A 24,201-nucleotide genomic window follows, 5' to 3' on the forward strand; every position below is an offset into this window, starting at 1 on the left:
TAATTCATAAAAAACCTCCTCAAACGAGAAGGTTGTATGTTGAATTGCAAAAATACGGATTTAATATTTTTTATAAAAAGCTATTCTGATTCTTCTTCAGTTTTATTTAGGTTTTCAAGTTTTTTTGAGTCTGATGTATTTGCTTTTTCTTTTAGATTGTTTATGGCTTCAGTGCCTTTTGCTTTGGCATCTTCAATTATTGATTCAGCTTTTTCAATATAGGGTGTAGCAACTTCTTTTGCTTTTGTTACAGCATCTTCTACAAATGCTTCCGCTTTTTCTACATGAGGAGTTGCGGTTTCTTTTGCTTTGGATATAGTTTCTTCAACAAAAGTTTCTGCTTTTTCTAGTATTGGAGTTGCGGTTTCTTTTACTTTAGTTGCAGTTTCTTCTACAATTGCTTCCGCTTTTTCCATATAAGGCGTAGCAGTTTCTTTTGCTTTTGTTACGGTGTCTTCTAGAAAAGCTTCTGCTTTTTCTACATATGGTTGGGCCGCTATTTTGGTTTCTTCAATAGCAGATTCCGCTTGGTCTACAATTTCGTTTGCAGTTTCTTTGGCCGAGCCAAATAAATTCTTGAAAAATGATGATACTCCCATAGTTTTACTTTTTAGTTAAGAACTCAAAAGTAACCATTTTTTTAAGAATTTTAAATGAAATACAATGTAAAATATTGAAAATCAATTTAATTGTAGAAAAGAATATCTGATTTGCTATAGATTAAAAATTAGAGTGTTTTTTATATAAAAGGGTTACGGTTAAATTTTTTTGGGCATGAAAAAAGCGTTTCCGAAATGGAAACGCTTTTAGATAAATCTTTATAATTATACAGCTTCGACCTTAATTCCTTCATCATTTAGCATGCTTTTTAACATGTTTTCGATGCCACTTTTTAAGGTAAAAGTAGAAGATGGGCAGCCATTACAAGCACCTTGCATAATTACTTTTACTGTTTTGGAAGATTCATCATACGAATCAAAAAGGATATTACCACCATCTGCAGCTACAGCCGGTTTTACATATTCTTCCAAAATGTTGATGATTTTTTGAGACGTTTCGTCAAGTGAATCAAATGATTCGTCTTTTGTTTTTTCGTCTTTAATAATGGTTTGAATTAAATTCTCATCAAGGACTGTACCTCCGTTTTCAATAAATTGCTTGATGAAGGTTCTTAATTCCATCGTGATATCTTGCCATTCATTGATGTCATATTTAGTAACCGAAATGTAATTTTCATCAATAAAGATTTCTTTTACATATGGAAATTTAAATAATTCGGTTGCCAATGGTGAAGGCCCGCTTTGGTCAATGTTTTTGAATTCAACAGCATTTTTTGTTATCATTTTATTGACAACAAATTTTAGAGCTGCAGGATTTGGAGTTGATTCACCATAAACTGTAACGGGCTGTTTTTTTGTTTTGTTTTCATCAACAGTGATTATAACTCCTCCTTTGTCTACATAAGCTTCAATTTGCTCAGCTACTGCTTCTTTAACATCGTCCCATTCTACAATACTAAATCTTTCGACAGCAATAAAATTTCCTGATATATAAACCGTTTTCACAAATGGTAAATAAAAAAGTTGTTGGGCGAGTGGAGATGATTTGGCCTCATCTATATTTTTGAATTCAAAACTTTCATTTTGAGTGATAAAATCTTGAAATTCAAATTTTATTATCGTTGGATTTTGAGTTTCCTTTATAGTAACTTTTGTCATGATTTTTGTGATTTTATGCAAATTTAGTGAAGTTATTTTCTACGTTTAACTATATTTGATTTTTTAATGAATAAATTAACAAAAGTTTTTTTTTCGTGATTAATTTTATAAAATAGCCCCCTAAATGTATAACAAAATCAAGTTTGTATTAGCCCTTTTTTTTATTTCACTAAATACTTTTTCACAGGAAGGAATACCTGTATATTCTGATTATTTATCGGATAATTATTACTTGATTTTTCCCTCTATGGCTGGAGCTTCCAATTGTCATAAAGTAAGACTTACAGCGCGAAAACAATGGTTCGATCAAACTGATGCACCAGCGCTTCAAACATTAAGCTATAATGGTAGAGTAGGAGAGAAATCCGGTGTGGGAGCAATAGTTTTTAATGATGTCAATGGTTATCATTCTCAATTTGGTTTCAAAGCTACATATGCTCATCATATTATGTTTTCCAGGGACGAAGTTGACTTGAATCAATTATCATTTGGTGTTAATGTGGGAGTTAATCAAAGTCAATTGGACGAAACTGATTTTATGAATTCAGGAGATTATGATCCGGTTCTTGGAAATGTTGTTCAACATGCATCTTATTTTAATTTGGATATTGGAGCGTCATATAATGTACTTGACTTTAGCTTTAATGCTGTAGTTAAAAATGTTTTGGAAACGAGACAGACTATCTATACCGAATATGAAAGTGACAACTTGCGTAAATTTATAGTTAGTGGAGGTTATGTTTTTGGTAATGCCGAGAAAATTTTATTAGAACCTTCGCTTTTGTATCAATTTGTAGATAAGACGAAAGAGAGTTCATTGGACATGAACTTGAAAGCTTATAAAAACTTGGATATGGGACAGCTATGGGGAGGTTTGTCTTATAGAAGAAGTTTCGATGGCGCTCAGTACAGTAATGGAAGCGGTACAAATAGCCAGAAATTGCAATATATTACTCCTGTTTTGGGATTTAACTATAAAAACTTTATGTTTGCTTATACCTACACCCATTTGTTGGGCGATGTGCAATATGATAATGCAGGATTTCATCAACTTACTTTAGGAATTAACTTTTTATGTAAACCTGTAAAATACGATTGTAATTGTCCCGCAATTAATTAATAGTTAAAAAAGAAAATGATAATAAAGGCTGTAAACGGAAAATCACCGGCTATTCCAGAAGATTGTTATGTAGCCGAGAACGCTACTATTGTTGGAGATGTTACTTTTGGTTCGCAATGTAGTGTTTGGTTCAATGCGGTAATTCGGGGAGATGTTCATTTTATTACAATTGGTAATAAAGTTAACATACAAGATGGAGCGATTGTTCATTGTACTTATCAAAAACATCCAACCATTATTGGAAACAATGTTTCCATTGGTCATAATGCGATTGTTCATGGCTGTACGATTCATGACAATGTATTAATAGGGATGGGTGCAATTGTTATGGATAATTGCGTCATTGGGAGCAATTCAATTATTGGAGCGGGATCAGTTATCACACAAAATACAATTGTAGAACCAGGTACCATTTGGGCGGGTGTTCCTGCCAAGAAAGTAAAAGATATTGACCAGTCTAATTTCGCTGGCGAAATAGAGCGTATTTCCAATAATTACGTGATGTATTCGAGTTGGTTTAAAGAGGAATAGAGCCATTCGGAAATCTATGTTTTAAAATCAAATGTTTATTTTTTCAAAGAAGGAAGTTTTATAGCTTTCGCTGATAGGAATCCTTTTTTCAGCGATTAAAACCTTATTTTTTTGAATCGATTTTACATGCTTGATATTGATGATATAGGAACGATGAATTCTCGCAAAACCTTTGGATGATAGTAGATTTTCCAGTTTTATCAAACTGATTAGGGTTAGCGTATATTTATTGTCGGTAGTGTATATTTTGACATAATCTTTTAATCCTTCGATAAATAAAATATCGGCAAAATTAATTTTTACATTTTCATATTCGGCGCGAACGAACATAAAATCATGTTCCATTTCTGGTGTATTTGTTGTAGGGGTTTCTATTGGTAGATTTTTGGGAGCAAAGATTTGTTGAGCTCGTAAAACAGATTTCAGAAAACGGTTAAAAGGAATGGGTTTTACCAAATAATCCACTGCACCAAGATTAAATCCTTCGACCGCATAATTGGAATAAGCAGTTGTGAAGATTATTAAAGGTTTTTTCTCGATAGCATTGATGAAATCAATTCCAGAAAAATGAGGCATTTCGATGTCTAAAAAAATTAAATCAATCTGGGATTGGTTGATTATAGAAATGGCATCTATTGCGTTAGTAAATGTGGTGACCAGTTCTAATGAATCGACTCTTCTAACAAATTCAATCAATAAATCAACCGCTAGTGGTTCGTCGTCTATAATGACACATTTCATCTATGTAAAATTTATTTGTTATAGTTCATATATGTTATCGCCTTTTATTTATGGTTGTTTGTAACAAACATATTCTTAATTGCGATTTCATGTTTTCTTAAATTATGATGTTGGTATAAAAACTGAATTTGCTTGTAGGTGAATTTGATCCAATTGTAAAATCAAATGTACAGTATATTTTGAATCTGTAGCTGATAGATTTAGCTTATGGGCGTTTGGATAAAGCAAATTAAGCCTGTTTTTAATATTTGATAGCCCAATTCCCGAGTTTTCAGGATCCTTTTTGTTGTTTTCTATTTTATTTTCGACCCAAAAAGTCAATATATTTTCTTCAATTGTTATAACAATTTTGACATAAGCAGTTCCTTTGTAATCGGTTCCATATTTGAACGCATTTTCAATAAATGATATTAATAGCATGGGTTCGATAGACTTATTTTTAGTGTCACCATGAATATTTATGCTAATGTTTTCAATATTATTGAGTCTTAATTTTTGTAATTCAATATAATTTTTAATGTAATCGATTTCTTTTTCAAGTAAAACCGTTTTATTGTCCGTTTCATAAAGCATATACCGCATCATTTCGGATAAAGTCACGATAGCATCTGGCACCAGGTCAGATTTTTTATGGGCCAACGAGTAGATGCTATTGAGTGAATTGAATAAAAAATGCGGGTTGGTTTGCTTTCTTAAATAGTTTAACTCTGTCGAAGTTCTTTGACTTTCGGCGATCAATTTATTTTGTTGGTCATCGTAAAACTCGGATAATGTTTTGATTATCGTACTAATGGCAACAATCAAAATATAAAAGAATGAAGGAACAAGTTGAAAGAAAATAGGTTGGTCCCTTCTGTGGATTCTATGTTCTATATTTTTATCTCCGAGCGGTATTTTAGAAAAATTTATACCATTTGGTGGTCTCATTTCTCGAAATTCAGGCATGAAAAACTGGAATCTGCAGAACATGAAAATAGCTATCAGAATGAGTAAAACAGCAAAATAATACCCGTATTTTTTTTTCAATAACAATTGAGGAACAAGGTAGATATAGTTGAGATAAAATAGTATTATTCCAGATATCCATTGTATGTAGAAATCGGTGTTGATATGAAATGGACTTTCATAAAATTGAATAAGTGAGGTACTAATAAAAAAACACCAAATAATACTGTGGATTAGTATTTTGTTTGAGTTGCTATTTTTTATTGATACAATATCCATTTACAGTCTTATTTTTAATAAAATTAATTCATTTTTTGTAATAGTTGGCGATTTATTGGCGTTCAATTTTTTTATTACCAATTGCCCGACAGCCATGGCTTCTTTCTCTGTTTGAAAACTCCTGTACGCACTAATAACCGGGATGATTGTTTGCTTTATAATTATTCGATTATTGTTTGTGATAGCGTATCCCCAGCCATGATTTAGTTTTATAGTTTGCGCATTTAGATTTTTTTCTTTTTGGCAAAAAATATAAATCATGAGACCTACTAAAAAAGTAATCGTGACTAAATTAAATATATAAGACAAATTCTTCCGGAGTTTTTTCCGAAAGAATTTGCTTTTGCCACTAGTTATCGTCGTCATTTTGTTCATCGTTTGGTTTAAATTCCCATATATCATCAAAGTATGATGTTCCTGATTTTCCTAACATAACAAAACCTTTCTGTCCGTTGATTGTGATTCCCATTGCATCAGATCTTCCTGAACCTTCTAGGGCTGTTTTTTCTTTCCAAATGTCTGTTTTGGGATTGTATTCCCAAATGGTATTTCCACTTTCACCACAAGTAACATATCCTAAACCATTAATCGCAAAACTGGATGCATTGGCTCTTTTAATGGAGTAGGAGTCATGATCGCTCTCATCATCATCCAAATCTCTTTTTCTTGTCCAAACATCAGTACTTGGGTCAAATGCCCAAAAATCAACTTGATTAGATCCACTGTTTATTCCAGTCCCTAAATAAGCAATATCATCAATAACAAAAACGGTGGCGTTTCTTCTTTTGTTACCGCTAAATCCATTGACTTGTATCCAAGAATTATCTGTTGGATTGTATTGGTAAAAATCTTTTAAATAATTGCCATCATATCCTGTTCCCAGAAATGCTTTTCCTCCTACTTGAAAACCCACGGCTCCATATCTGGCAGATCCTGCAAAATCTGCTTTTTGTGCCCAAGTATTGGTGTCTGGATTGTATTCAAAAAAGTCTTTTAATTTATTGGTTCCATCATAGCCAAGACCTACGTACCCTTTTCCGTTTAATTCAAAACCTGATCCAGAACTTCTTGAAATGCCAATAAAATCAGCCTTTTGCTCCCAATAATCTCCATCTGAATTGTAAGCCCATAGGTCTTTTAGATATTCGTCTCCAGTATAACCGGTAGTTACATAAGCATAAGTTCCAATTACGAAACTTGTCGCACCAGATCGTGCTGGTCCGTCAAATGCGGATTTTTTTATCCAGTTCCCTAGTTTTTCTTCCGTGTCATCATTGCTGCAACTGATTGAAATTAAACCGATGAGTAAAGTACTAAGAAATATTCCTTTTTTTAAATGTTTCATAATGTGCATGGTGTTTATTAAAGTTTGTATTTTATGCTGATAGAAAAGATACCTCCATTTTTTAAGGCTTGATTCATTTCTTTTGTTCTGTTTTCATCAGAAAATTTAAATTCTTTGTTTGATGAATATCCACCTTTGAGGCTGACGTACCAAGAGGTGTCCATATTCCTTTCAAATTGGAGAGTTGTTTCTATTTGAGAAAATCCAAGTTTTGTTATGGCATTTATATCTTCTGTTACTACGGGTGAATTTAGATTGTAACTGCTTCCGCTAAAATCATTGTTCAGACTGAATTTATTTCGAATTGAATTGGAATAGGATAGCTCTGAGTACGGGAATCCTAATTTTAAATATGCTTTATTGTTGAATTGGTGGTTAAATGAAAAAGTTGGAAGTATTTCGGGTTTACCAAAAACGGTCATTCTTTTTACTCCCACATCAATACTATTGTTCTTGTTTAGCGATTGACTAAGTTCAATGCCGCCTAATATGCTTATGTCTGAAACATCAAAATTACTTTCATAATTTGCTGTTGGTTCTATTGCTATATTCAATTTTGTTTTTTCTGTTATTTGATGAGAAAATTCAAAAATGTTTTCAAAACTAATAAAGTGAGTGCTACTATAATTTGTAACATAATTTTTTAATAAATAGGTTTCAATTTCATCTGTAACTGTTGTGCTTTTGTATTTAAAAGTATTTGTTAGTTTATTTTTAGTTCCAATGTCTTTAAAAAATAACACCCCAATTCCGGTTTGCTTTATGGAACCATTTTCTATCGGTTCGGTTTTTATGTTCAAATCAATTGTGAATGCTTTTTGTGCATAAACACTAAATAGCGGGATCAAAATTAAAAGCTTCGTAAAGTTGTTTATTCTCATTATTTAATTATTGACCCAAAAGTAGTTGTGTTATCAATGAATAAAAAAGAATATATATGCATGGGTTTATTCTATAGACAAACGGGCTATTATCACTGGTGAATCTTGATTTTAAACTATTTTGTAAGTCATAGACGGTTTATCACTCTTTATAGATTGAATAGGCCCAACAGTATATGTTATTAGGAGCGCAGCAACGAGCGCTTATATATTTGCCCAAAAATTAAGTATGTACAAGTTTTTGATTTTGATGTTTTTCGGGTTATTATTATTCTCCTGTGATTCTGATGTTGATTCGGGGGAATTTGTTGTTGGAGCAGATTATCTGGCCTTAAAAAACAAAGTGCTCTCAATAGACACAGTTACAATTGATGTTTCTAACATAAAGCTGGACTCTTTGGTTACCTCCAATGAAAGTAGAATCCTGGTAGGGAATTATGATGATCCTCTTTTTGGAAAAGTGAAGTCGGATAGTTATTTCCAGGTTACGGCATCCTCATTTAATCTTTACAGTGAAAATTCAGATACTGATGCAACAGGATATGTGTTTGATTCTATTGCAATGATTTTAAGATATGATAATTACTATTATGCTGATACGACCAAAATTCAGACTTTAAACATTCATAGGGTTGTCAAAAAGTTTAAGCCCAACGCTAATGATGATAGCTTTTATAATAATTCTACTTTAGATTACAATACTACGAGTTTAGGTACAATAACTTATAAACCAAATCCAATAGGAAGAGATAGTATTAATGTCAAATTGGATAATGAATTTGGGTTAGAGCTTTTTAATAAGTTCAAGAATAATGAAATTAGTAATTCTAGTGAGTTTACAGAATATTTAAAAGGTTTTGTGTTAACGTCAGTTTCGAGCACTTCAGGTAGTATAATTGGATTCAACTTATCAAGTGTACTTCGATTGTACTATTCAAAAGGGAAAGGTGATGCCGAAGATTTCTATAAGAAGGATTTTACCATTTTGGATGCCACTAAGCAGTTTAACTCAATTTCATCAGATAGGTCAGGAACTTTAATTCAAGATTTGCCATTGTCAAAAATGAATTTGTCCAGTTTGTACACCGGTAAAGCAGGATTCATTCAATCCGGTACAGGAGTTGTCTGTCGTGTCGATTTTCCAAATATAAAACAACTAAAATACCTCGCAGACAAAGGAGCCATAGTCGATGCGAAGTTAGTACTGAAACCCGTCAAGAATTCGTATTCGAAAATGTTTCCATTGCCAGAGAAATTGAATGTTTATGTTGTTGATAAGTTGAATCGAATAAAAACAACGCTCACCAATTCCACTGGTGAAAGTATAGTTGCTACTCTCAATAATGAGAATGATGAATTTGATGAAAGTGTGGGTTATCAACTGTCTTTAGGTTCTTTTTTGCAGAAAGAAATGTTGAAAGAGTCGGATGCAAAGAGTGGTTTAATCTTTACGTTGCCTATTTTGTCCAAAGTTGTAGATAGAGTTGTATTGGGAGACCAGACCAATAAAGAAAGTGAAATGAAATTACAAATCTATTATATAACGTATTAAATGAAAAAGAGTTGCCCTTTTTTGGTTTTAGTGTTTTTTTCTTCTTTTATTGCCTATTCCCAAAGTATTGCTACTTCGCCTTATTCGCTTTATGGATTGGGAAGTTTGTATGAAGCTAATTTTGGATTAATTCCATCTCTGGGTACTGCCGGCATAGCATTACCTTCGGATAATTTTATCAATAACAAAAATGCCGCCTCACTTGTGAATATTCCGGCGAATAATTTCTTTTTTGAAGTTGGAGGAAAAGGGATTCAATCCTCTTTTGAAGATAATCTAAAAAAAGAAAATCGAAACAATTTTCAGTTTTCCCATTTCGCTTTTGCCTTTCCGATTAATAATAAATCGGCAGTTAGTGTTGCTATGATGCCTTATTCCAGTTCATCTTTTAAAATTTCTGGATTAAAAATACCAATATTGGACAGTAGTAATGAGTATTATTATTTGGACGTAATGGGGACAGGCGGATTGAATAATTTGGATTTTTCGTATGCCTATAGATTGAGCAATAAATTATCCTTGGGTTTTTCAGCCTCAGTCCTTTTTGGAAATACGACTGATGAAAGGACATATACAATCAATGGCTCAGTTACCAGTATAGATAAAAAAGTAAGTTATAGTGGTATTCGACCTATTTTGGGTTCGCAATTCAAAATGAATCAGTCATTGACTTTTGGATTAAATGTAAAATCGCCTACACGTGTAAATGCAACCAAAATTCAATCTGTTACCGTTGTAAATGGTACTGGTACTTCTACTTTGGAGACAGATGAAAAATCCAATACAGATGATTTTTATTTACCTTTAGAAGTAGGGGTAGGTTTCAATAAAGCCTTTAAAAACAAACTAAATATAGCTTTTGATTATGAGAAAAGATTTTGGGATGCTACCAACCAATCTGATATGTATGGTAATTTTTCCAACCAAGAAAAGTTTGCGTTGGGCTTGTCTTATCAAAAGGCAAAAGCATCAAGAAGTTATTTTGATCGAATAAAATATGCTGCGGGTGTTAATTATGACACAGGTTATTTAGAAGTTGACAATAAGAAAATTGAGGATAAGAATTTTTCAATTGGGGCTTCATTACCGTTGGATCATTTGTCTTCGGCCTTGTTTATTTCCTATACGTATGGGCAAAAAGGACAAATTACAAATTCATTAGTCCAAGAAAATTATCATAAACTAACTTTGAATCTTAATTTAGACGGTATCTGGTTTGTTAGGAGAAAACTAGAATAGTTTAGAAATCCTTTTCTTCAACTTGGTATTTGTTTTCTAAAATTTCATTTAAAACTTTTGGATTGGTGTTCGTATAGAAAATTGGAGTGCTGGTTTTGGCAGTTGAAAATCCTACTTTGTCTCTAAGTATGTTTTGGGTTTGTTTGGCAACCGCTTCTCCAGAATCAATTATGTGAATGTGTTCTGGAAGGATTTTTTTTATTTGTGGAATTAAATAGGGATAATGACTGCAACCCAATACAAGATAATCAATGTTGGCTTCAATCATTGGAGTTAAATAGGCATTAAGTAGTTTAGTCATTTCAGGGGAATTGATTTGACCATCTTCTATTAGTTGAACCAATCCATGACCTATTTGTTCAACAATTTTGATGTCCTGATACTTCTCTGTGGTCTTGTTGAAAAGTTCACTGTTTAAAGTTCCTTTTGTAGCCAAGATTCCTATTGTTTGAGTTTTGGAGTGTGTTGCTGCAGGTTTAATAGCAGGTTCAATACCAATAAACGGAATGGAATATTTCGCTCTTAGTTCCTGGATAGCGTTGGTTGTTGCGGTATTACAGGCCACTACAATTAGTTTGCAACCCATTTCAATCAGTAAATCTGTGTTTTTCATGCTTAAAGCAATGATTTCTGCTTTTGATTTTTGCCCATATGGAGCATTCTTGCTGTCAGCTAGGTAAATCGTTTGTTCATTTGGCAGTAAATCATGAATGGCTTTCCAGATGGAGGTTCCTCCAATTCCAGAGTCAAAAACACCAATTGGTCTATCGTTTGTCATGTTTGCAAATTTAAAAGCTATAGTTTAAATATACTATATTTTTTTTTGTAAAAAAAAACTGCTCATCCAATATTTTGGAGGAGCAGTTTGTAAATGATTTATTTTAGATTAAAAACCTAAGTCTTTTTTCACGTCAGCAGTGATGTTTGTTCCATCAGCAAGTAAAAGTGTAGATCCGTCAAGAACATATTGGAAACCTTTAGCTTTTCCTACTTTTTGGATAGAAGCTTTTACTTTTTCCATAATTGGCTTAACAATTTCTTCTTGTTTTGTCTGTAATTCTTTTTGAGCATTGTCTCTAAAGTCAACAATTCTTTTTTGCATATCTTGAACTTCTTTAGAACGTTCTTGATTTACAGCCTCAGTAACTGTTGCAGATTCAGCTTCGTACTTTTTTAATTTTGCTTGGTATTCTTCAACCATCTTTTTGTAGTCTGCATCATAAGTACCACTCAGTTTCTCCAATTGTTTTTGGGCATCAAGCATAGCAGGCAATTTAGACATGATTTCATTTACATCAACGTGAGCTACTTTTGTTTGAGCATTTGAAATTTGAGTTGCACCTAAAAATAGTATCGCAGCAATTAGTAAAGTTTTGAATTGTTTCATTGTTTTAAAATATTTAATAATTAGAATTTGTTTAGTTGTTTTATTTTAATTTTTCTTCATTAGCTTTTTTCAAAGCTTCTCTGTCTTGAATTTCTTTTAGTCTTTTTTCTTCGGCGGCTTTTTTTGCAGCTTCTCTTTCTTCAAGTATTTTTTTTCTTTTTTCTTCTAGCGCTTTTTTACGCTCTTCCTGTATATTTGGCTTAACCTCTTCGGTCGTCTTTTTTGTTGTCGTTGCGTTCTCAGTTGTATTTGGTGTGAAAGTATTTGCTCCTTCAGTTTTAGCTGGTGCAACAACTGTGCCATTTTTTTTTGCTTCTCTTTCGGCTAGTAATTGTTTTCTTTTTTCTTCGTATTGTTTGCGAGCTTCTTCTTGAGCCGCTTTTTTATCAGCGACCAATTTTTCTCGAGCTGCTTTTTTATCTAATAACGCTTTTTCTCTTTCGGCTAGAACAGGATTTTCGTCTAATTCGTCTTCTTTGTTCTCTTTTGCCTCTTCTTCTTTTTGCTGTTTTTTTGTTAATTGTTCTCTTTTTTCTGTTCGATTTAATACCCGAATCACTTGATCACTAATATCAAATCTTTTTGCGGCAAAAAGAATAGTTAAATGTGAAGATTTGTCAAATATAAAGTCATATTTCTTGGCCTCGGCTATATCTTGGACAGCTGTGAAAACTTGATCTTGAATAGGCTTAACTAATCCAGCTTTTTGTATTATTAAATCCCCATTTGGGCCAAATCTTTTTTGCTGATAATCCAATTTTTCAGATTCGAGGAACTTTATCTCCGTTTCTCTTTCATCAATTAATTCGGCTGTCAATAATGGTTTTTCAGCTTTTAAAGCTTCAGTAAGTTTGTTGATTTCTATTTTCTTAGCCTCAATTTCTTGTTTCCATTTTTGTGCTTTTTGTTCTAATTGAGCTTTAGCCTCTATATAGTCTGGTACATTTTGCAATATGTATTCCATATCAATGTAACCTACTTTATTTCCTTTGGTTTGAGCCTTTACTGTCGTTACAACAATAAGGGATAAAATTATAAATAAAAATTCTTTTCTCATAATTTTTAATTTTAGAAATTTTAAACCAAATATATTTAAAATTGCTGGCCTATGATGAAATGCGTTTGCCATCCACTGGGTTTTATAGCTCCTGGTACAGCATCGAATCCATAACCAAAATCGATACCCAACAAACCAAAAGCAGGCATAAATACCCTTAAACCAACACCCGTTGAACGAGCTAAGTTAAATGGCTGATAGTCAGATAATGATTCGTATGACTGTCCTGCTTCTGCAAAGGTCAAAGCATAAATAGATGCCGATGATTTCAATGTAATAGGATAACGCAATTCTAATGAAAACTTATTGTAAACAGTAGCTCCATAAGCATCTCCACTTGAACTTGCAGGAGTCAAAGCACCATTTTCATATCCTCTTAACTGTATGTTCTGCCTTCCATCAATTGAGCTTCCTGCCATTCCGTCTCCTCCCATGTAGTATCTTTCAAAAGGAATAACTCCTCGATCTTGATTGTAAGCTCCCAAAAATCCAAATTGCATTAAAGTACGTAATACTAATTTTTTATATAAAGTAGTAAACCAGTCTCCTGTAAATTGTACTTTGTAATATTCCAACCATCGATATTTTTCTTGATCCACTTTTGCGGGATCGGCAGCTGCATCTTGATAATTGTCTACTTTATTGGAGACATATGCTGAACTTGGATATTTGTCCAAATAATCACCGGCATTTACAACTCTATCATTATTATCTACATAAGAATTTCCAGAGTAAATATATTTATATTTTTGTTGATCTCCTAATGTTGCATAATCTACACCGTTGAAAAGGGAATATGGAAGTGTAAACTCGCCGGTTATTCCAAATTCAGCACCATAAGTTGGGAATATTGGGTTGAATCCTTTACTGTTTCTCGTTAAACCGACAGAGTAGGATAAATTTCTAGATGTTCCATTTGCAAATGTAAACAGCCCGTAAAGATAATTATGCAAATCGTATTGTTGGTAGCTGATAGATTGTGAAAGCGTGAAGAAATCATCAGGCACTGTCAATCTTTTTGCCATTCCAACAGACAATGAAGTGATGTTGATGTATTTTGATTTGTCGACCTTTTGCATTTGGTAGTTAGAGCTGTATTGTTGGCTAAACGCAAATGAACTACTAAATTGGATTGGTTTTTTTCCTCCAAACCAAGGTTCTGAAAATGATAAGCTATAGGTTTTGTAGTAAGAACTTGCTTGAAGACGTAAAGCTACTTTTTGTCCATCTCCCATAGGAAGCGGATGATAGGCATCTTTGTTGAATAAATTTCTTGCCGAAAAGTTATTGAAAGATAGTCCTAAAGTTCCTACAAAACCACCTCCGCCATATCCTCCTTGAAGTTCAATTTGACTGGCTCCTTTTTCTACAACATGGTATTCAATATCTACAGTTCCAGCACCAGAATCAACATTTTTGAATTGAGGATCGATTTTTTCAGGATCAAAAAATCCTAATTGTCCAATCTCTCTAATGGTTCTTACTAATTCTCCTTTGTTGTATTTTTCACCAGGTTTTGTTCTTAATTCTCTATAAATAACTTCATCGTTGGTTTTGTCGTTTCCAACAACGGTGATTTTATTAAAATATGCAATTGGACCTTCGGTAACTCGTATTTCAAAATCAATTACGTTATCAGTTGTTTTTGTTTCGACAGCATTTATGCTTGAAAACAAGTATCCGTTATTTTGGTATAAATTGGTAATGTCTTCTCCGTCTGGTTTAGATTTGTCTGCAATCCTTTCTTGAAGGAGAACTCCATTATATACATCTCCCGTATGGATGCCCAACATGCTTCTTAGCCCTTCGTCAGAGTAAACTGTGTTTCCAATAAATTTGATATTCCCAAAATAGTATTTAATTCCTTCCTCAACCTTGATTTTTATGTAAACAGCATTTTTTTCTTTATTATATGCAACAGAGTCTCCTAAAATACGGGCGTCACGATATCCGATTTTTTTATAGTCATTAACTATCTTTTCTAAATCTTCTTGGTATTTGTCTTCAATATATTTCGATCGCTTCAAAACGTGAAGGAAATTTTTTTCTTTGGTGTTTTTCATGGAGCCAAGTAGCTTGCTACTTGGGACATTTTTATTGCCTTCAAAATCAATTTTATATATTTTGACTTTTTCCCCAACGTCAACTTTTACAAGCATGTTTACTTGATTCTTTGTTAGGGCTGTGTCTTTTGAAGTGGTTATATAAACTTTAGCATTGAAAAAACCATCTTTCTTGTATTTTTTTTCAATGTAGTTTTTTGTTGTGGTAATTAAGTTTTCGGTTACAATTTTACCATTGGTTAAGCCATTGTCTTTAATGAAAGATTCCGTTTTGCTTTTGGATACACCAACAAATTTTACTTCATTGATTTTTGGTAATTCTTTAATGTTCAAGTCTAGGTAAATGCTGTCATTTTCTATTCTATTTACATAAAATGAAATTTCATCAAAAAGACCCAGCTTTCCTAATTTTTTTATTGAACTACTGATTTGTTCTCCCGGAACTGTAATTTCTTGTCCTTTTTCCAATCCAGCAAAAGTAACTACAGTTTGAGGGTTGAAACTAATATCTCCAACTACTTTTACATCTGCTAATATGTATTTTTTACCTTGGTCAAATGGTACTCTGTCTTGGGCTTTAATTTGAGTGAAGGTTCCTAAAATTAAAAAGGTAAGGACTAGTTTTATGCTTTTATGTAACACTAAAAAATTATTTAATTTGTTCACTTGTTTTTCCAAATCGACGTTCTCTTTTTTGATAACTAATGATAGCCTCATGTAAATCTTGTTCTTTAAAATCGGGCCATAATACATCAGTAAAGTACAATTCTGCATAGGCTATTTGCCATAGCAAAAAATTACTTATTCTATGCTCTCCACTAGTTCTTATTAATAAATCAACATCCGGTAAATTATGCGTGTAAAGATGCTCATTTATAATTGAATCGTCAATACTGTCTATTGAAATTATATTATTTTTAACTTTATCGCTTATTATTTTTACAACATTTACTAATTCTTCCCTAGATCCGTAGCTTAAGGCGAGAGTTAATGTCATTTTCGTATTGTCTTTTGTTTTGTCCAATACATCAAATAACTGCTTTTGTGCGTTCGAGGGTAGTTTTTCTAAATTACCGATAGCATTCATTTTAATGTTGCCTTCTTGCATTGTTTTAAGTTCTTTCTTTAATGAATTGATTAAAACTCTCATTAAAGTGTCTACTTCAAGCTTAGGCCTGTTCCAGTTTTCTGTTGAAAAAGCATAGAGGGTTAAGTATTCTACTCCTAAATCCAAACATTCTTGGATTATTTTTTTTACTGATTTTGAGCCACTCTCATGTCCAAGTGTTCTTAGGAATCCTTTTTGTTTTGCCCATCGACCATTCCCGTCCATGATAATGGCCAAGTGTTTGGGAATATTGTCTGTATTTATTTCGTCTTTTAACATCTTATTTTAATCTGCGCAGTAACATGGTTTGTTTCCAAAAGTATACGTTAATGTTGCTCCTGAGAATACATACCAATCATTATTATTTATATTGCCAAATTTAGGTAAACTACTGTTGCTTGGATTGCTGCCGTCAAGGTTGTCCGTAAAGGTATAGCGAGCTCCAACTTCCAAGCCTAAAACGAAATCCCTTAATAAATTTGTTTTCACACCAAGGGTCATTGGTATGGCAATTGTGCTTTTTGTATTGCTTTTATGTGTAACCCCTGAAGTTACATATAAATCATCGTAAAGGAAATAACTTAAGCCAGAATATACATAAGGAGTGAATTTTGGTTTTTCCTCATGTAAATTGAAGTCAAAAAAATTAAACTCCAATCCAGCTGAAAGCTCTTTTATGTTGTTTACAAAACTATATCCTCTATTATTTCTTCCAGATTCTTTTGAATCATGATCGTTTCCTGATATTTGCGACTGTGTATAGGAAAATCTATAGGCATGTCTTGGGCTTTTATTCCATTTGTATAAAATGCCGAATGCAGGTTCATTGGGAGCAATGTAAGTTGTTGAACCTACATCTCCTATGTAATTACTGCCTCCAAGAAAAACTCCTATTTCATTAATCTGGGCATGAATAGAAGAAAAGGTAAAAAAGCATAAAAATGAAATGAAAATTTTACTCATAAATTATAAAATTGCCTGCAAATATAATAATTATCAATAGGATTCAATACGTATCTTAGGAATACTGTCTTTTTTTAGACCAGATCCCTTTTTTTATATACAAAGGATGTAATAGTAACGACAAAAAAGTAATGATTCGTATGAAGGAACTTTTAATTCCTTCTGTCCTCACCCCAAAGTAATTTTGTTCTTAGGGTTTTCAAAAAAGTTTCTCCCGGAATCTCTACCATATTTATTTCGAAGTTCGTTTTTTTAATGGTTAAAATCGAATCATTTGCGACACTTGTTATTCTGGAATCCAATGACACTAAATATTGTTCTTCTCTGCCGGAGACTTTTAAACGAATTTCAGTTGCGTCTGGAACCACTAGTGGTCTTGCGTTCAGGTTATGGGGAGCAATTGGTGTAATGACTAAACTTTTTACATCAGGTGTCAAAATAGGACCTCCACAACTCAAAGAGTATCCTGTAGTTCCGGTTGGCGTGGCAATAATTAATCCATCTGCCCAATATGAATTTAAAAATTCATCGTTCAAATATGTATCTATTGTTATCATCGATGTAGTCTCTTTTCGACTTACCGATATTTCATTCATGGCGAAATTAAGCCCTTCTATTGCTTTGTTTTCTGGAGAACACGTTAGGCTTAATAAGGTTCGTTTTGAAATTTTATATTTTTTGTCAATGACTAACTGCATGAATGCTGCGATGTTTTCTTTTTGTACCGTTGCCAAAAAACCCAATCTTCCAGCGTTTATTCCTAAAATTGGAACTCCTGAATTGCGAACTAGGGTAACTGCTCTTAGAATTGTTCCGTCACCTCCAATACTAATCAACATGTCGTAACTGGAATCTAATTCATCGTGAGAGGAAAAAGTGTTGTATTCGTTTTCAATGATTTTTTTTTCATACAACATTTTCAAGAAATCGGATTCAATAACCATTTCTACATTATTATTGTTGAAAAACACAAAAATGTCTTTTATGATTGGTTCTGTGCTTACTAAATAATATTGGCCGTAAATAGCTACTTTCATTTCTTTTGATTTTTTGTTATTTGGTTTTTTTAAATCGTTTAATCCAAATAATTACATATTCAGATATTTGTCTAAATAATCCGAACGTTCTTTTAAATTTTTGATGTAATTGTCTTCGTTATGTTCTGAAATGATGTCGTAGTTATATCTTCTAAAAGTTTGAATAATCTCATTCAATGAACCAACACTAATTTTGATAGTGACTTCAATAGTGTTTAAATCGGAATTTGAAATGAAAAGGCCTAAAAGTTTACCATTGTTGCTCTCTACAATTTGCACAATTTGACTCATCGAATAATCAATAGTGTTTTTGCTTACAATAATGATAGCTCCCTGTTCTTTTAGGAAAGGAGTTTCATGAAAAAATTTAATGATATCCTCAATTTCATAATACCCAACATACTTATTGTTTTCGTCTAAAATGGGAACTAAATTTGTATGATTTTTGGCAAAAACTTCCAAAACGTCTAGCCAAATCATATCGGTTCTGGCAAAAAAATGTTCCAGTACATATTTATATTCATTGACTTTTTTATCACCGTCAAAAGTTTCAATATCATCAGCGGCAATACTTCCAATAAAAATTCCCTCTTCGATGACAGGAAAATGTGAAAAGGTTAAGTCTCCAAAAAAATCTTGGACTGTCCCAATAGTTTCTTGAGCATCAATTGCTTTGTAGTCGTTTGTAATATAGTCTTTTAAATCTGCCATAAATCTATCCTCAATAATCGATGCAAAATAATCAAAAATATACAAAATCTGCTAGGTTTTACTTTGTATTTTTGTCTTACCAAATATAATTACATATCTATTAATACCTGTTTCTATGACAAAACTTAGCGTTAATATAAATAAAATTGCCACTTTACGCAATGCTCGTGGAGGAAATGTGCCTGATTTGTTAAAAGTAGCCACTGATATTCAGAAGTTTGGAGGTCAAGGAATCACGATTCACCCGCGGCCGGATGAGCGTCACATTCGTTATCAAGACGCCCGGGATTTAAAATCCATTGTATATACAGAATATAATATTGAAGGAAATCCTCAGCATAATTTTATCGATTTGGTTTTGGAATGCAAACCAGATCAAGTTACCTTGGTACCTGATGCCGTTGGTGCAATTACTTCTTCTGCGGGTTGGGATACTATAAAAAACCAATCGTATTTATCGGAAGTTATTCAGGAATTTCAACGAAACGGAATCAGGACTTCGATTTTTGTTGATCCAATTTCTGAGATGATTGAAGGTGCCAAAAAAACGGGTACCGATAGAATTGAATTATATACCGAGGCTTTTGCGCATCAATATAGTTTAGGAAATAAAAAAGGGATTGATCCATATGTAGCTTCGGCAGTTTTGGCCAATGAACTAGGATTGGGAATCAATGCAGGGCACGATTTAAGTTTGGATAATATTGAGTTCTTTAAACAAAATATTCCAGGATTATTGGAGGTGTCAATTGGACACGCCCTTATTTCTGAAGCAATTTATCTTGGTTTGGATAATGTGATAAATATGTATTTGCGAAAATTAAAATAGTTTTAAATTGATTTTTTTAGAGGATTGAAGAGTCAATAGTTAATAGGATTGGTTTTGAGTTGTTCCTTTTTTATCTTAAAGTGTTGTATTTTGAAACCAGTTCTTTTTATTTTTTTATTTTGTTTTTCGAATTTAATAGCACAGTCAAAAGTCACAATTAACGGTTTTGTGAAGGATAATTATGGAAAAAATATAGTTGGTGCTGATGTTTCTTTATTCACAACTGATGATTTGAAACTTCACGTTACTACTAATACAGTGGGGAAGTTCTCCATCGTGATTCTTTGCGGAGCCATAAATATTGAGGTTCAACATATCGGTTATAAAAATAGGTCCTTGCAGGTTGAAATAAAAAAGGATACGTCACTTTTCTTTACTTTGGATAAAAGTGAGTTTGAATTAAAAGAAGTGGTCGTCAAGAATAATATAAAGAGACCCATTACTATTGGGATTGGTGGGAAACTCTCGTTTAGTCCTCAAAAAATGGGTAATATTCCATCACTTACAGGAACTCCAGATATTATAAAATTGCTGCAATTAACTCCAGGAGTTCAGAATTCTGGGGATGGAAATAGTTATATCTATGTGCGAGGTGGAGATCCCGGGCATAATTTAATGCTTTATTCAGATGTAACCGTTTATGGAATGGCACACCTATTAGGAGTTTTTCCTTTTTATAATGCTGATCATATTACCGAAGTACAATTTGATAGAAATAATTCGAATTCAAAATTTGGAGGTCGTTTGAGTTCTACTGTTTCTGTATTGCCTTATCAAATAGCTCCTAAAGATTTTTCGGTGCAAGGAAATTTGGGCCTGTTGTCTTCTCAAGTAACTTTATCTGTTCCCATAACTGGTAAAACTGGTTTTTATATTTCTGGAAGAAAAACCTATATTGACGAAATAGTTGGGCCTCTTTTGAAATCCTCCGAGGATAATGCTAATAAAGAATCTGAGGATTATAGGTATGGATTTTATGACAGTAATTTTACTTTTATTACTGAGATTAATAAAAGGAATAGTTTAACTTTAGATTCATTTTTGAGTGGAGATAAGTTTACTATAGATGATCCAAAAACTTCCTTGAACGCAGATTTAAAATGGAGTAATGTGGTGATTTCTCCAACTTGGAAGTATTCGTTGTCGGATGCTGTAATAATGAAAAATTCTTTTTTTTATACTCGTTATGAAAATGATTTGCAAATGAAACAGACCGATATTAATATTGGCTTCTCTTCCTATATACAAGATCTTGGTTTTTCAAATGTTTTTCAATATCATATAAAAAATGTTTCTCTTGAGTCTGGATTTCAATATACATTGCACAATTTATTGCCTCAGAGATTTGAAGTTGCTAATTTAGAGACTATTACATCCGGAAAACAAGCTGAGATAATCCGTGCGAATAATACTGCTGTTTTTGCAAATGCAAAACCAAAGTTTTCTGATAAATTTAGCGCTGATTTAGGTTTGAGGCTAAACTATTATACTTCAGATTCGAATACCACTTCGTATTTGCATTTTGAACCTCGAGTCATGTTTTATTATTTTCCTAAAAAGGATCTGTCTTTTTATGCCGCATACACAAGACAAAACCAATACATTAATTTAATTACTGCCTCGAGTGTTGGTATTCCAACAGATTTTTGGGTGGCAGCTTCAGAAGGAATTCCTTCGCAATCTTCGAATAATTTTTCGATAGGCAGTAATAAAGTGTTTTCAAAAGAAATTAGCACTTCTTTAAATGGCTACTATCGTTCTATGAAAAATTTAATCGAATATCCTTATGGGCTTACTCAGTTTAATGAAACCACTTCCTTAAAAAATGATATATTAATTGGTGATGGAGAGGCATATGGATTGGAGTGGATGTTAAAAAAAGATAATGGGAAGTTTAATGGGTGGATAAGTTATACGTTAAGTTGGTCTACACGTCAATTTGATGGACTGAATAATGGTAAGCCGTTTTATTCGAAATATGATAGGCGGCATAATCTTGCTTTAGTTGGGACTTACGATTTTAACAGAAAATGGAATGTTGGTTTGACCCAGCTTTTTAGTTCTGGTAATCGGTTTACAATGCCAACTTCTTGGTATTTCATTAATAATACTCCTGTGAGGGAATTTGATAGTTATAATAATGCACAAATGCCTAATTATATAAGGACAGATGTTTCGGTTAATTATTCTTTTTTTAAAACACTCAAAAAGGAAAGTATTTTAAATTTTTCTGTTTTTAATACATTTAATATATCTAATCCAATTTATGTTGTGCTGCGAGTAACGGTCAATGGGAAAAAAATAGCTGTTGATACTGATGAGAAACATTTATATTCAATCCTGCCTTCAATTAGTTGGAGATTTAAATTTTAAATTATGAAGTTTTTATATTTTTTATCTGTTATTCTATTTGTTGTTTTTGCTGCTTCGTGCAGTAGGGAGGACTATGTAAAAAACGTTGAGGGGGATTCAAAAATTGTTGTAGAAGGATGGATAGAGCAAGGAGATGTTCCTCAAGTGATTTTATCGAGAAGTATCCCGATTAATGCTGTTATTGATTCCACAACCATTCTTGATTATTTCATTCGTTCGGCAAAAGTAACTGTAACCGATGGTGTAAATGAAGAAGTTTTAAGTTTGAGGAGCGATAATGACAGAGTACCACCTTACGTTTACTATGGATCTAAAATAATTGGAGAAGTAGGTAAAACATATAGTTTGAAAATTGAATATTTAGATCAAGTTATCGAGGCCAAAACAAGTATTCCTAATGTTATAAATATACAGTCTGCGGAGTACAGAAAGAATTCTTCAACTGATACTACTGGATTTCTTTATTTGAATTTTAATGACCCAGCTCTAGATAAAAATTATTATCAAATAGAGACAAGAGTGGATAAAACAGAACCTATTTTTGTGCCAGCACTGTATGGGAATCTGAATGATGATAATTTTACTTCATCATCTGTTTCCTTACAAGTAACTCGTGGTATTTATGTTTTATCTAAAGAAAAATATAAGCCATATTTCGCAGATGGTGACTTGATTTATGTTAAGTTAAGAACGATGAGTAAATCTGGTTTTGAGTTTTGGAATAGCTGGCAAAATGAAATTATTAATGGCAGAAGCCCTATATTTCCAGCAAATACAAGCTTGAAGTCCAATATAAAAGGAGGACTTGGTATTTGGGAAGGTTATGGACAAAGCACAGTTTTAATACAAGCAATAAAAAAATGAGGCTACCTTTTTGGGTAGCCTCATTTTTATGAAAATTTAAAATAGATTAGTTTCCAAATGCTTTTAAGAAATCTTCAAATTTTGTATTTAAAGCATCAAATCCAGTTGAAAAGTATGTACTCATTTCAACTTCTGTACTGTCATTAAATTTCAAGTATAACACTTCATCATATTCTTGTACTAAAGTTTCAGGATTGTTGCTCCAATCCCAGTATCCACCGTAAACTGCTACTGTTTGGTCGGTCACCCACAACCTGTTGGAATCATAACTATATCCTTTTACAGATTTTTGGATTACATCTGCAATTTTTGTTCCGTCCTTTTTAGAAACAAGGATCATCTTAACATTGTTGTTGTTAGCAAGAATACTTCCTTCTGAGAATTTTTTGTTATAAATGTTTAAATCAGTATAGTACGTTTTAGAATTGTAATCTGGATATATTAATGATTTTTCTAATGCTGCTTCATCATTTGTAAGACCTTCGTTATTTGTATTGACAACAATAACAAAGTTATCCATTAATTTAATTAAACCGTTTGCTGAGCCTAAATATTTATTTAGATAATTATCTTTAAGAAGCTCGTCAATATTAGCTGTACTTCCAGAATTAAATTCAATTATATTTTTTCCCTCAAAAGTAAATGATGATTTAGCTTCAATAGGAAGTTTTTTGCCACTCATTTCGAATGTGTATCCGTCATTCAAAACCATTTTGTAGCTTGATTCGTCAGGAGTTTCTTTTCCATTTGAATATTTAGAATTTACTACGAATGTGGCTGCTGGAGCATTATTAATAGTTAAAGTTGCATCTACTGAAGTTGGTAAGAAAAACTCGTCTTCAACAGAAGGCGCCTGTGTGTAATTGCCTGTTGCGTTATCGTAAGTCCAAGCTCCTTCGGTGTCTGTTAGTTTTACTTTTATGTCAGAAGAAGTGCTTTTTAATGATAAAATAGCATTGTTTGTTGTTGAGTTTTCCTTTGCAGGGAAGATGAATTTCAACTCAGTTGCAGAATCAGTTTTTACCCAAATTTGGTTTGAACTGTTCCAAGTGTAAATACCGTAAACTCCCGAAACATTAAGAACGTCTGCAATTTGGTTTTCGTTTTTACCATTTAGAATGTCAACAGTGTTTATACCTAACAAGTTTCCTAAGTTTTCAATGGCTTCAATTGCCCCAGATGTTTTTGATTTATCCAACTGAACTAACATATCATTCGCATCGGCTTCAAGCTTTACTTTTTGTTGCTCTGGTTTTAACGACGAATAAGGCAGTTTTGAAATTTCTGAAATTTGTGTTTCTAAATTTTGATCGCTAGAAGAATCGGTCGGGCTGTCATCTTTGCTGCATGAAATTGTAAGTTGAGAAATAACAACTGAAAGTAAAAGGAATTTTTTAATCATTTTTTTTTAAATTTAATATTAGTAAAGTAAAGTTTTTTGAATATTTATTTTTGGTA

23 protein-coding genes are annotated in these 24,201 nt (G+C 32.6%); 7 read left to right on the top strand and 16 right to left on the bottom strand.

Annotation, left to right across the window (positions count from 1 at the left end):
* Window positions 1–80 precede the first annotated feature (80 nt).
* Both DOS84_RS09020 and DOS84_RS09025 read right to left on the bottom strand, forming a co-directional pair.
* Window positions 81–599 (bottom strand): YtxH domain-containing protein, encoded by a 519-nt coding sequence (locus tag DOS84_RS09020; protein ID WP_111409803.1) that lies wholly within the window; start codon window positions 597–599, stop codon window positions 81–83.
* Window positions 600–824: 225 nt separating this feature from the next.
* Window positions 825–1,718, bottom strand: a complete 894-nt coding sequence (locus DOS84_RS09025; RefSeq protein WP_111409804.1) for a NifU family protein — start codon at window positions 1,716–1,718, stop codon at window positions 825–827.
* A 124-nt stretch (window positions 1,719–1,842) separates the two neighbouring features.
* On the opposite strand from DOS84_RS09025, the gene DOS84_RS09030 reads away from it, so the two are divergent.
* Complete coding sequence (locus tag DOS84_RS09030) at window positions 1,843–2,838, top strand: PorP/SprF family type IX secretion system membrane protein (RefSeq protein WP_111409805.1); 996 nt, start codon at window positions 1,843–1,845, stop codon at window positions 2,836–2,838.
* A 15-nt stretch (window positions 2,839–2,853) separates the two neighbouring features.
* Window positions 2,854–3,369 carry a gamma carbonic anhydrase family protein gene (locus DOS84_RS09035; RefSeq protein ID WP_111409806.1) on the top strand — a complete coding sequence of 172 codons (516 nt, stop codon included), beginning with the start codon at window positions 2,854–2,856 and terminating at the stop codon, window positions 3,367–3,369.
* Between the two features lie 27 nt (window positions 3,370–3,396).
* Here the strand turns inward: DOS84_RS09035 and DOS84_RS09040 are convergent, their stop codons facing one another.
* From DOS84_RS09040 to DOS84_RS09060, 5 genes are all read right to left on the bottom strand, one after another.
* Window positions 3,397–4,110 carry a LytR/AlgR family response regulator transcription factor gene (locus tag DOS84_RS09040; RefSeq protein ID WP_111409807.1) on the bottom strand — a complete coding sequence of 238 codons (714 nt, stop codon included), beginning with the start codon at window positions 4,108–4,110 and terminating at the stop codon, window positions 3,397–3,399.
* A 102-nt stretch (window positions 4,111–4,212) separates the two neighbouring features.
* The gene (locus DOS84_RS09045; protein WP_243636344.1) at window positions 4,213–5,037 is read right to left on the bottom strand and encodes a sensor histidine kinase; all 825 of its coding nucleotides are present in this window, start codon (window positions 5,035–5,037) and stop codon (window positions 4,213–4,215) included.
* A gap of 297 nt (window positions 5,038–5,334) precedes the next feature.
* Window positions 5,335–5,736, bottom strand: coding sequence for a DUF4907 domain-containing protein (locus tag DOS84_RS19440; protein ID WP_341537928.1), 402 nt, complete (start codon window positions 5,734–5,736; stop codon window positions 5,335–5,337).
* Window positions 5,684–6,679, bottom strand: coding sequence for a Kelch repeat-containing protein (locus DOS84_RS09055; protein WP_111410005.1), 996 nt, complete (start codon window positions 6,677–6,679; stop codon window positions 5,684–5,686). The genes DOS84_RS19440 and DOS84_RS09055 overlap by 53 nt, the downstream gene beginning before the upstream one ends.
* Before the next feature lie 17 nt (window positions 6,680–6,696).
* On the bottom strand, window positions 6,697–7,560 hold the full coding sequence (locus DOS84_RS09060) for a DUF6268 family outer membrane beta-barrel protein (protein ID WP_111409809.1): 864 nt from the start codon (window positions 7,558–7,560) through the stop codon (window positions 6,697–6,699).
* Between the two features lie 229 nt (window positions 7,561–7,789).
* Here DOS84_RS09060 and DOS84_RS09065 point away from each other — a divergent pair, with 229 nt between their 5' ends.
* Entirely contained in the window at window positions 7,790–9,112 is a 1,323-nt protein-coding gene (locus DOS84_RS09065) for a DUF4270 family protein (protein ID WP_111409810.1), read from the top strand.
* Window positions 9,113–10,351 carry a BamG family beta-barrel-assembly machinery protein gene (bamG, locus tag DOS84_RS09070; RefSeq protein ID WP_111409811.1) on the top strand — a complete coding sequence of 413 codons (1,239 nt, stop codon included), beginning with the start codon at window positions 9,113–9,115 and terminating at the stop codon, window positions 10,349–10,351. It begins immediately after the preceding gene.
* A gap of 1 nt (window position 10,352) precedes the next feature.
* Here bamG and murI read toward each other — a convergent pair whose 3' ends face one another.
* The 8 genes from murI to DOS84_RS09110 form a co-directional block, all read right to left on the bottom strand.
* Window positions 10,353–11,129 (bottom strand): glutamate racemase, encoded by a 777-nt coding sequence (gene murI, locus DOS84_RS09075; protein ID WP_111409812.1) that lies wholly within the window; start codon window positions 11,127–11,129, stop codon window positions 10,353–10,355.
* A gap of 108 nt (window positions 11,130–11,237) precedes the next feature.
* On the bottom strand, window positions 11,238–11,738 hold the full coding sequence (locus DOS84_RS09080; RefSeq protein WP_111409813.1) for an OmpH/Skp family outer membrane protein: 501 nt from the start codon (window positions 11,736–11,738) through the stop codon (window positions 11,238–11,240).
* A gap of 40 nt (window positions 11,739–11,778) precedes the next feature.
* Window positions 11,779–12,795 carry an OmpH/Skp family outer membrane protein gene (locus DOS84_RS09085; protein WP_111410006.1) on the bottom strand — a complete coding sequence of 339 codons (1,017 nt, stop codon included), beginning with the start codon at window positions 12,793–12,795 and terminating at the stop codon, window positions 11,779–11,781.
* 35 nt (window positions 12,796–12,830) lie between these two features.
* Window positions 12,831–15,575, bottom strand: a complete 2,745-nt coding sequence (locus DOS84_RS09090) for a BamA/OMP85 family outer membrane protein (protein WP_111409814.1) — start codon at window positions 15,573–15,575, stop codon at window positions 12,831–12,833.
* Window positions 15,508–16,245, bottom strand: a complete 738-nt coding sequence (locus DOS84_RS09095) for an isoprenyl transferase (protein WP_111409815.1) — start codon at window positions 16,243–16,245, stop codon at window positions 15,508–15,510. The genes DOS84_RS09090 and DOS84_RS09095 overlap by 68 nt, the downstream gene beginning before the upstream one ends.
* Before the next feature lie 6 nt (window positions 16,246–16,251).
* Window positions 16,252–16,929 (bottom strand): type IX secretion system protein PorG, encoded by a 678-nt coding sequence (gene porG, locus DOS84_RS09100; RefSeq protein ID WP_111409816.1) that lies wholly within the window; start codon window positions 16,927–16,929, stop codon window positions 16,252–16,254.
* Between the two features lie 152 nt (window positions 16,930–17,081).
* Window positions 17,082–17,966, bottom strand: coding sequence for an NAD kinase (locus DOS84_RS09105; RefSeq protein ID WP_111409817.1), 885 nt, complete (start codon window positions 17,964–17,966; stop codon window positions 17,082–17,084).
* 51 nt (window positions 17,967–18,017) lie between these two features.
* Window positions 18,018–18,677: a CBS domain-containing protein gene (locus DOS84_RS09110; protein WP_111409818.1), complete on the bottom strand. Its 660-nt coding sequence runs from the start codon at window positions 18,675–18,677 to the stop codon at window positions 18,018–18,020.
* 115 nt (window positions 18,678–18,792) lie between these two features.
* Here DOS84_RS09110 and DOS84_RS09115 point away from each other — a divergent pair, with 115 nt between their 5' ends.
* The 3 genes from DOS84_RS09115 (at window position 18,793) to DOS84_RS09125 (ending at window position 22,743) form a co-directional block, all read left to right on the top strand.
* Complete coding sequence (locus DOS84_RS09115) at window positions 18,793–19,506, top strand: pyridoxine 5'-phosphate synthase (protein WP_111409819.1); 714 nt, start codon at window positions 18,793–18,795, stop codon at window positions 19,504–19,506.
* Between the two features lie 90 nt (window positions 19,507–19,596).
* Window positions 19,597–21,879 carry a TonB-dependent receptor gene (locus DOS84_RS09120; protein WP_279386388.1) on the top strand — a complete coding sequence of 761 codons (2,283 nt, stop codon included), beginning with the start codon at window positions 19,597–19,599 and terminating at the stop codon, window positions 21,877–21,879.
* A gap of 3 nt (window positions 21,880–21,882) precedes the next feature.
* Window positions 21,883–22,743, top strand: coding sequence for a DUF4249 domain-containing protein (locus DOS84_RS09125; protein ID WP_243636347.1), 861 nt, complete (start codon window positions 21,883–21,885; stop codon window positions 22,741–22,743).
* A gap of 46 nt (window positions 22,744–22,789) precedes the next feature.
* Here the strand turns inward: DOS84_RS09125 and DOS84_RS09130 are convergent, their stop codons facing one another.
* Window positions 22,790–24,145 carry a hypothetical protein gene (locus tag DOS84_RS09130; RefSeq protein ID WP_111409821.1) on the bottom strand — a complete coding sequence of 452 codons (1,356 nt, stop codon included), beginning with the start codon at window positions 24,143–24,145 and terminating at the stop codon, window positions 22,790–22,792.
* Between the last annotated feature and the right edge of the window lie 56 nt (window positions 24,146–24,201).

The sequence above is a fragment of the Flavobacterium aquariorum genome (assembly GCF_003254745.1).
GTDB classification, from domain to species: Bacteria; Bacteroidota; Bacteroidia; order Flavobacteriales; family Flavobacteriaceae; genus Flavobacterium; species Flavobacterium aquariorum.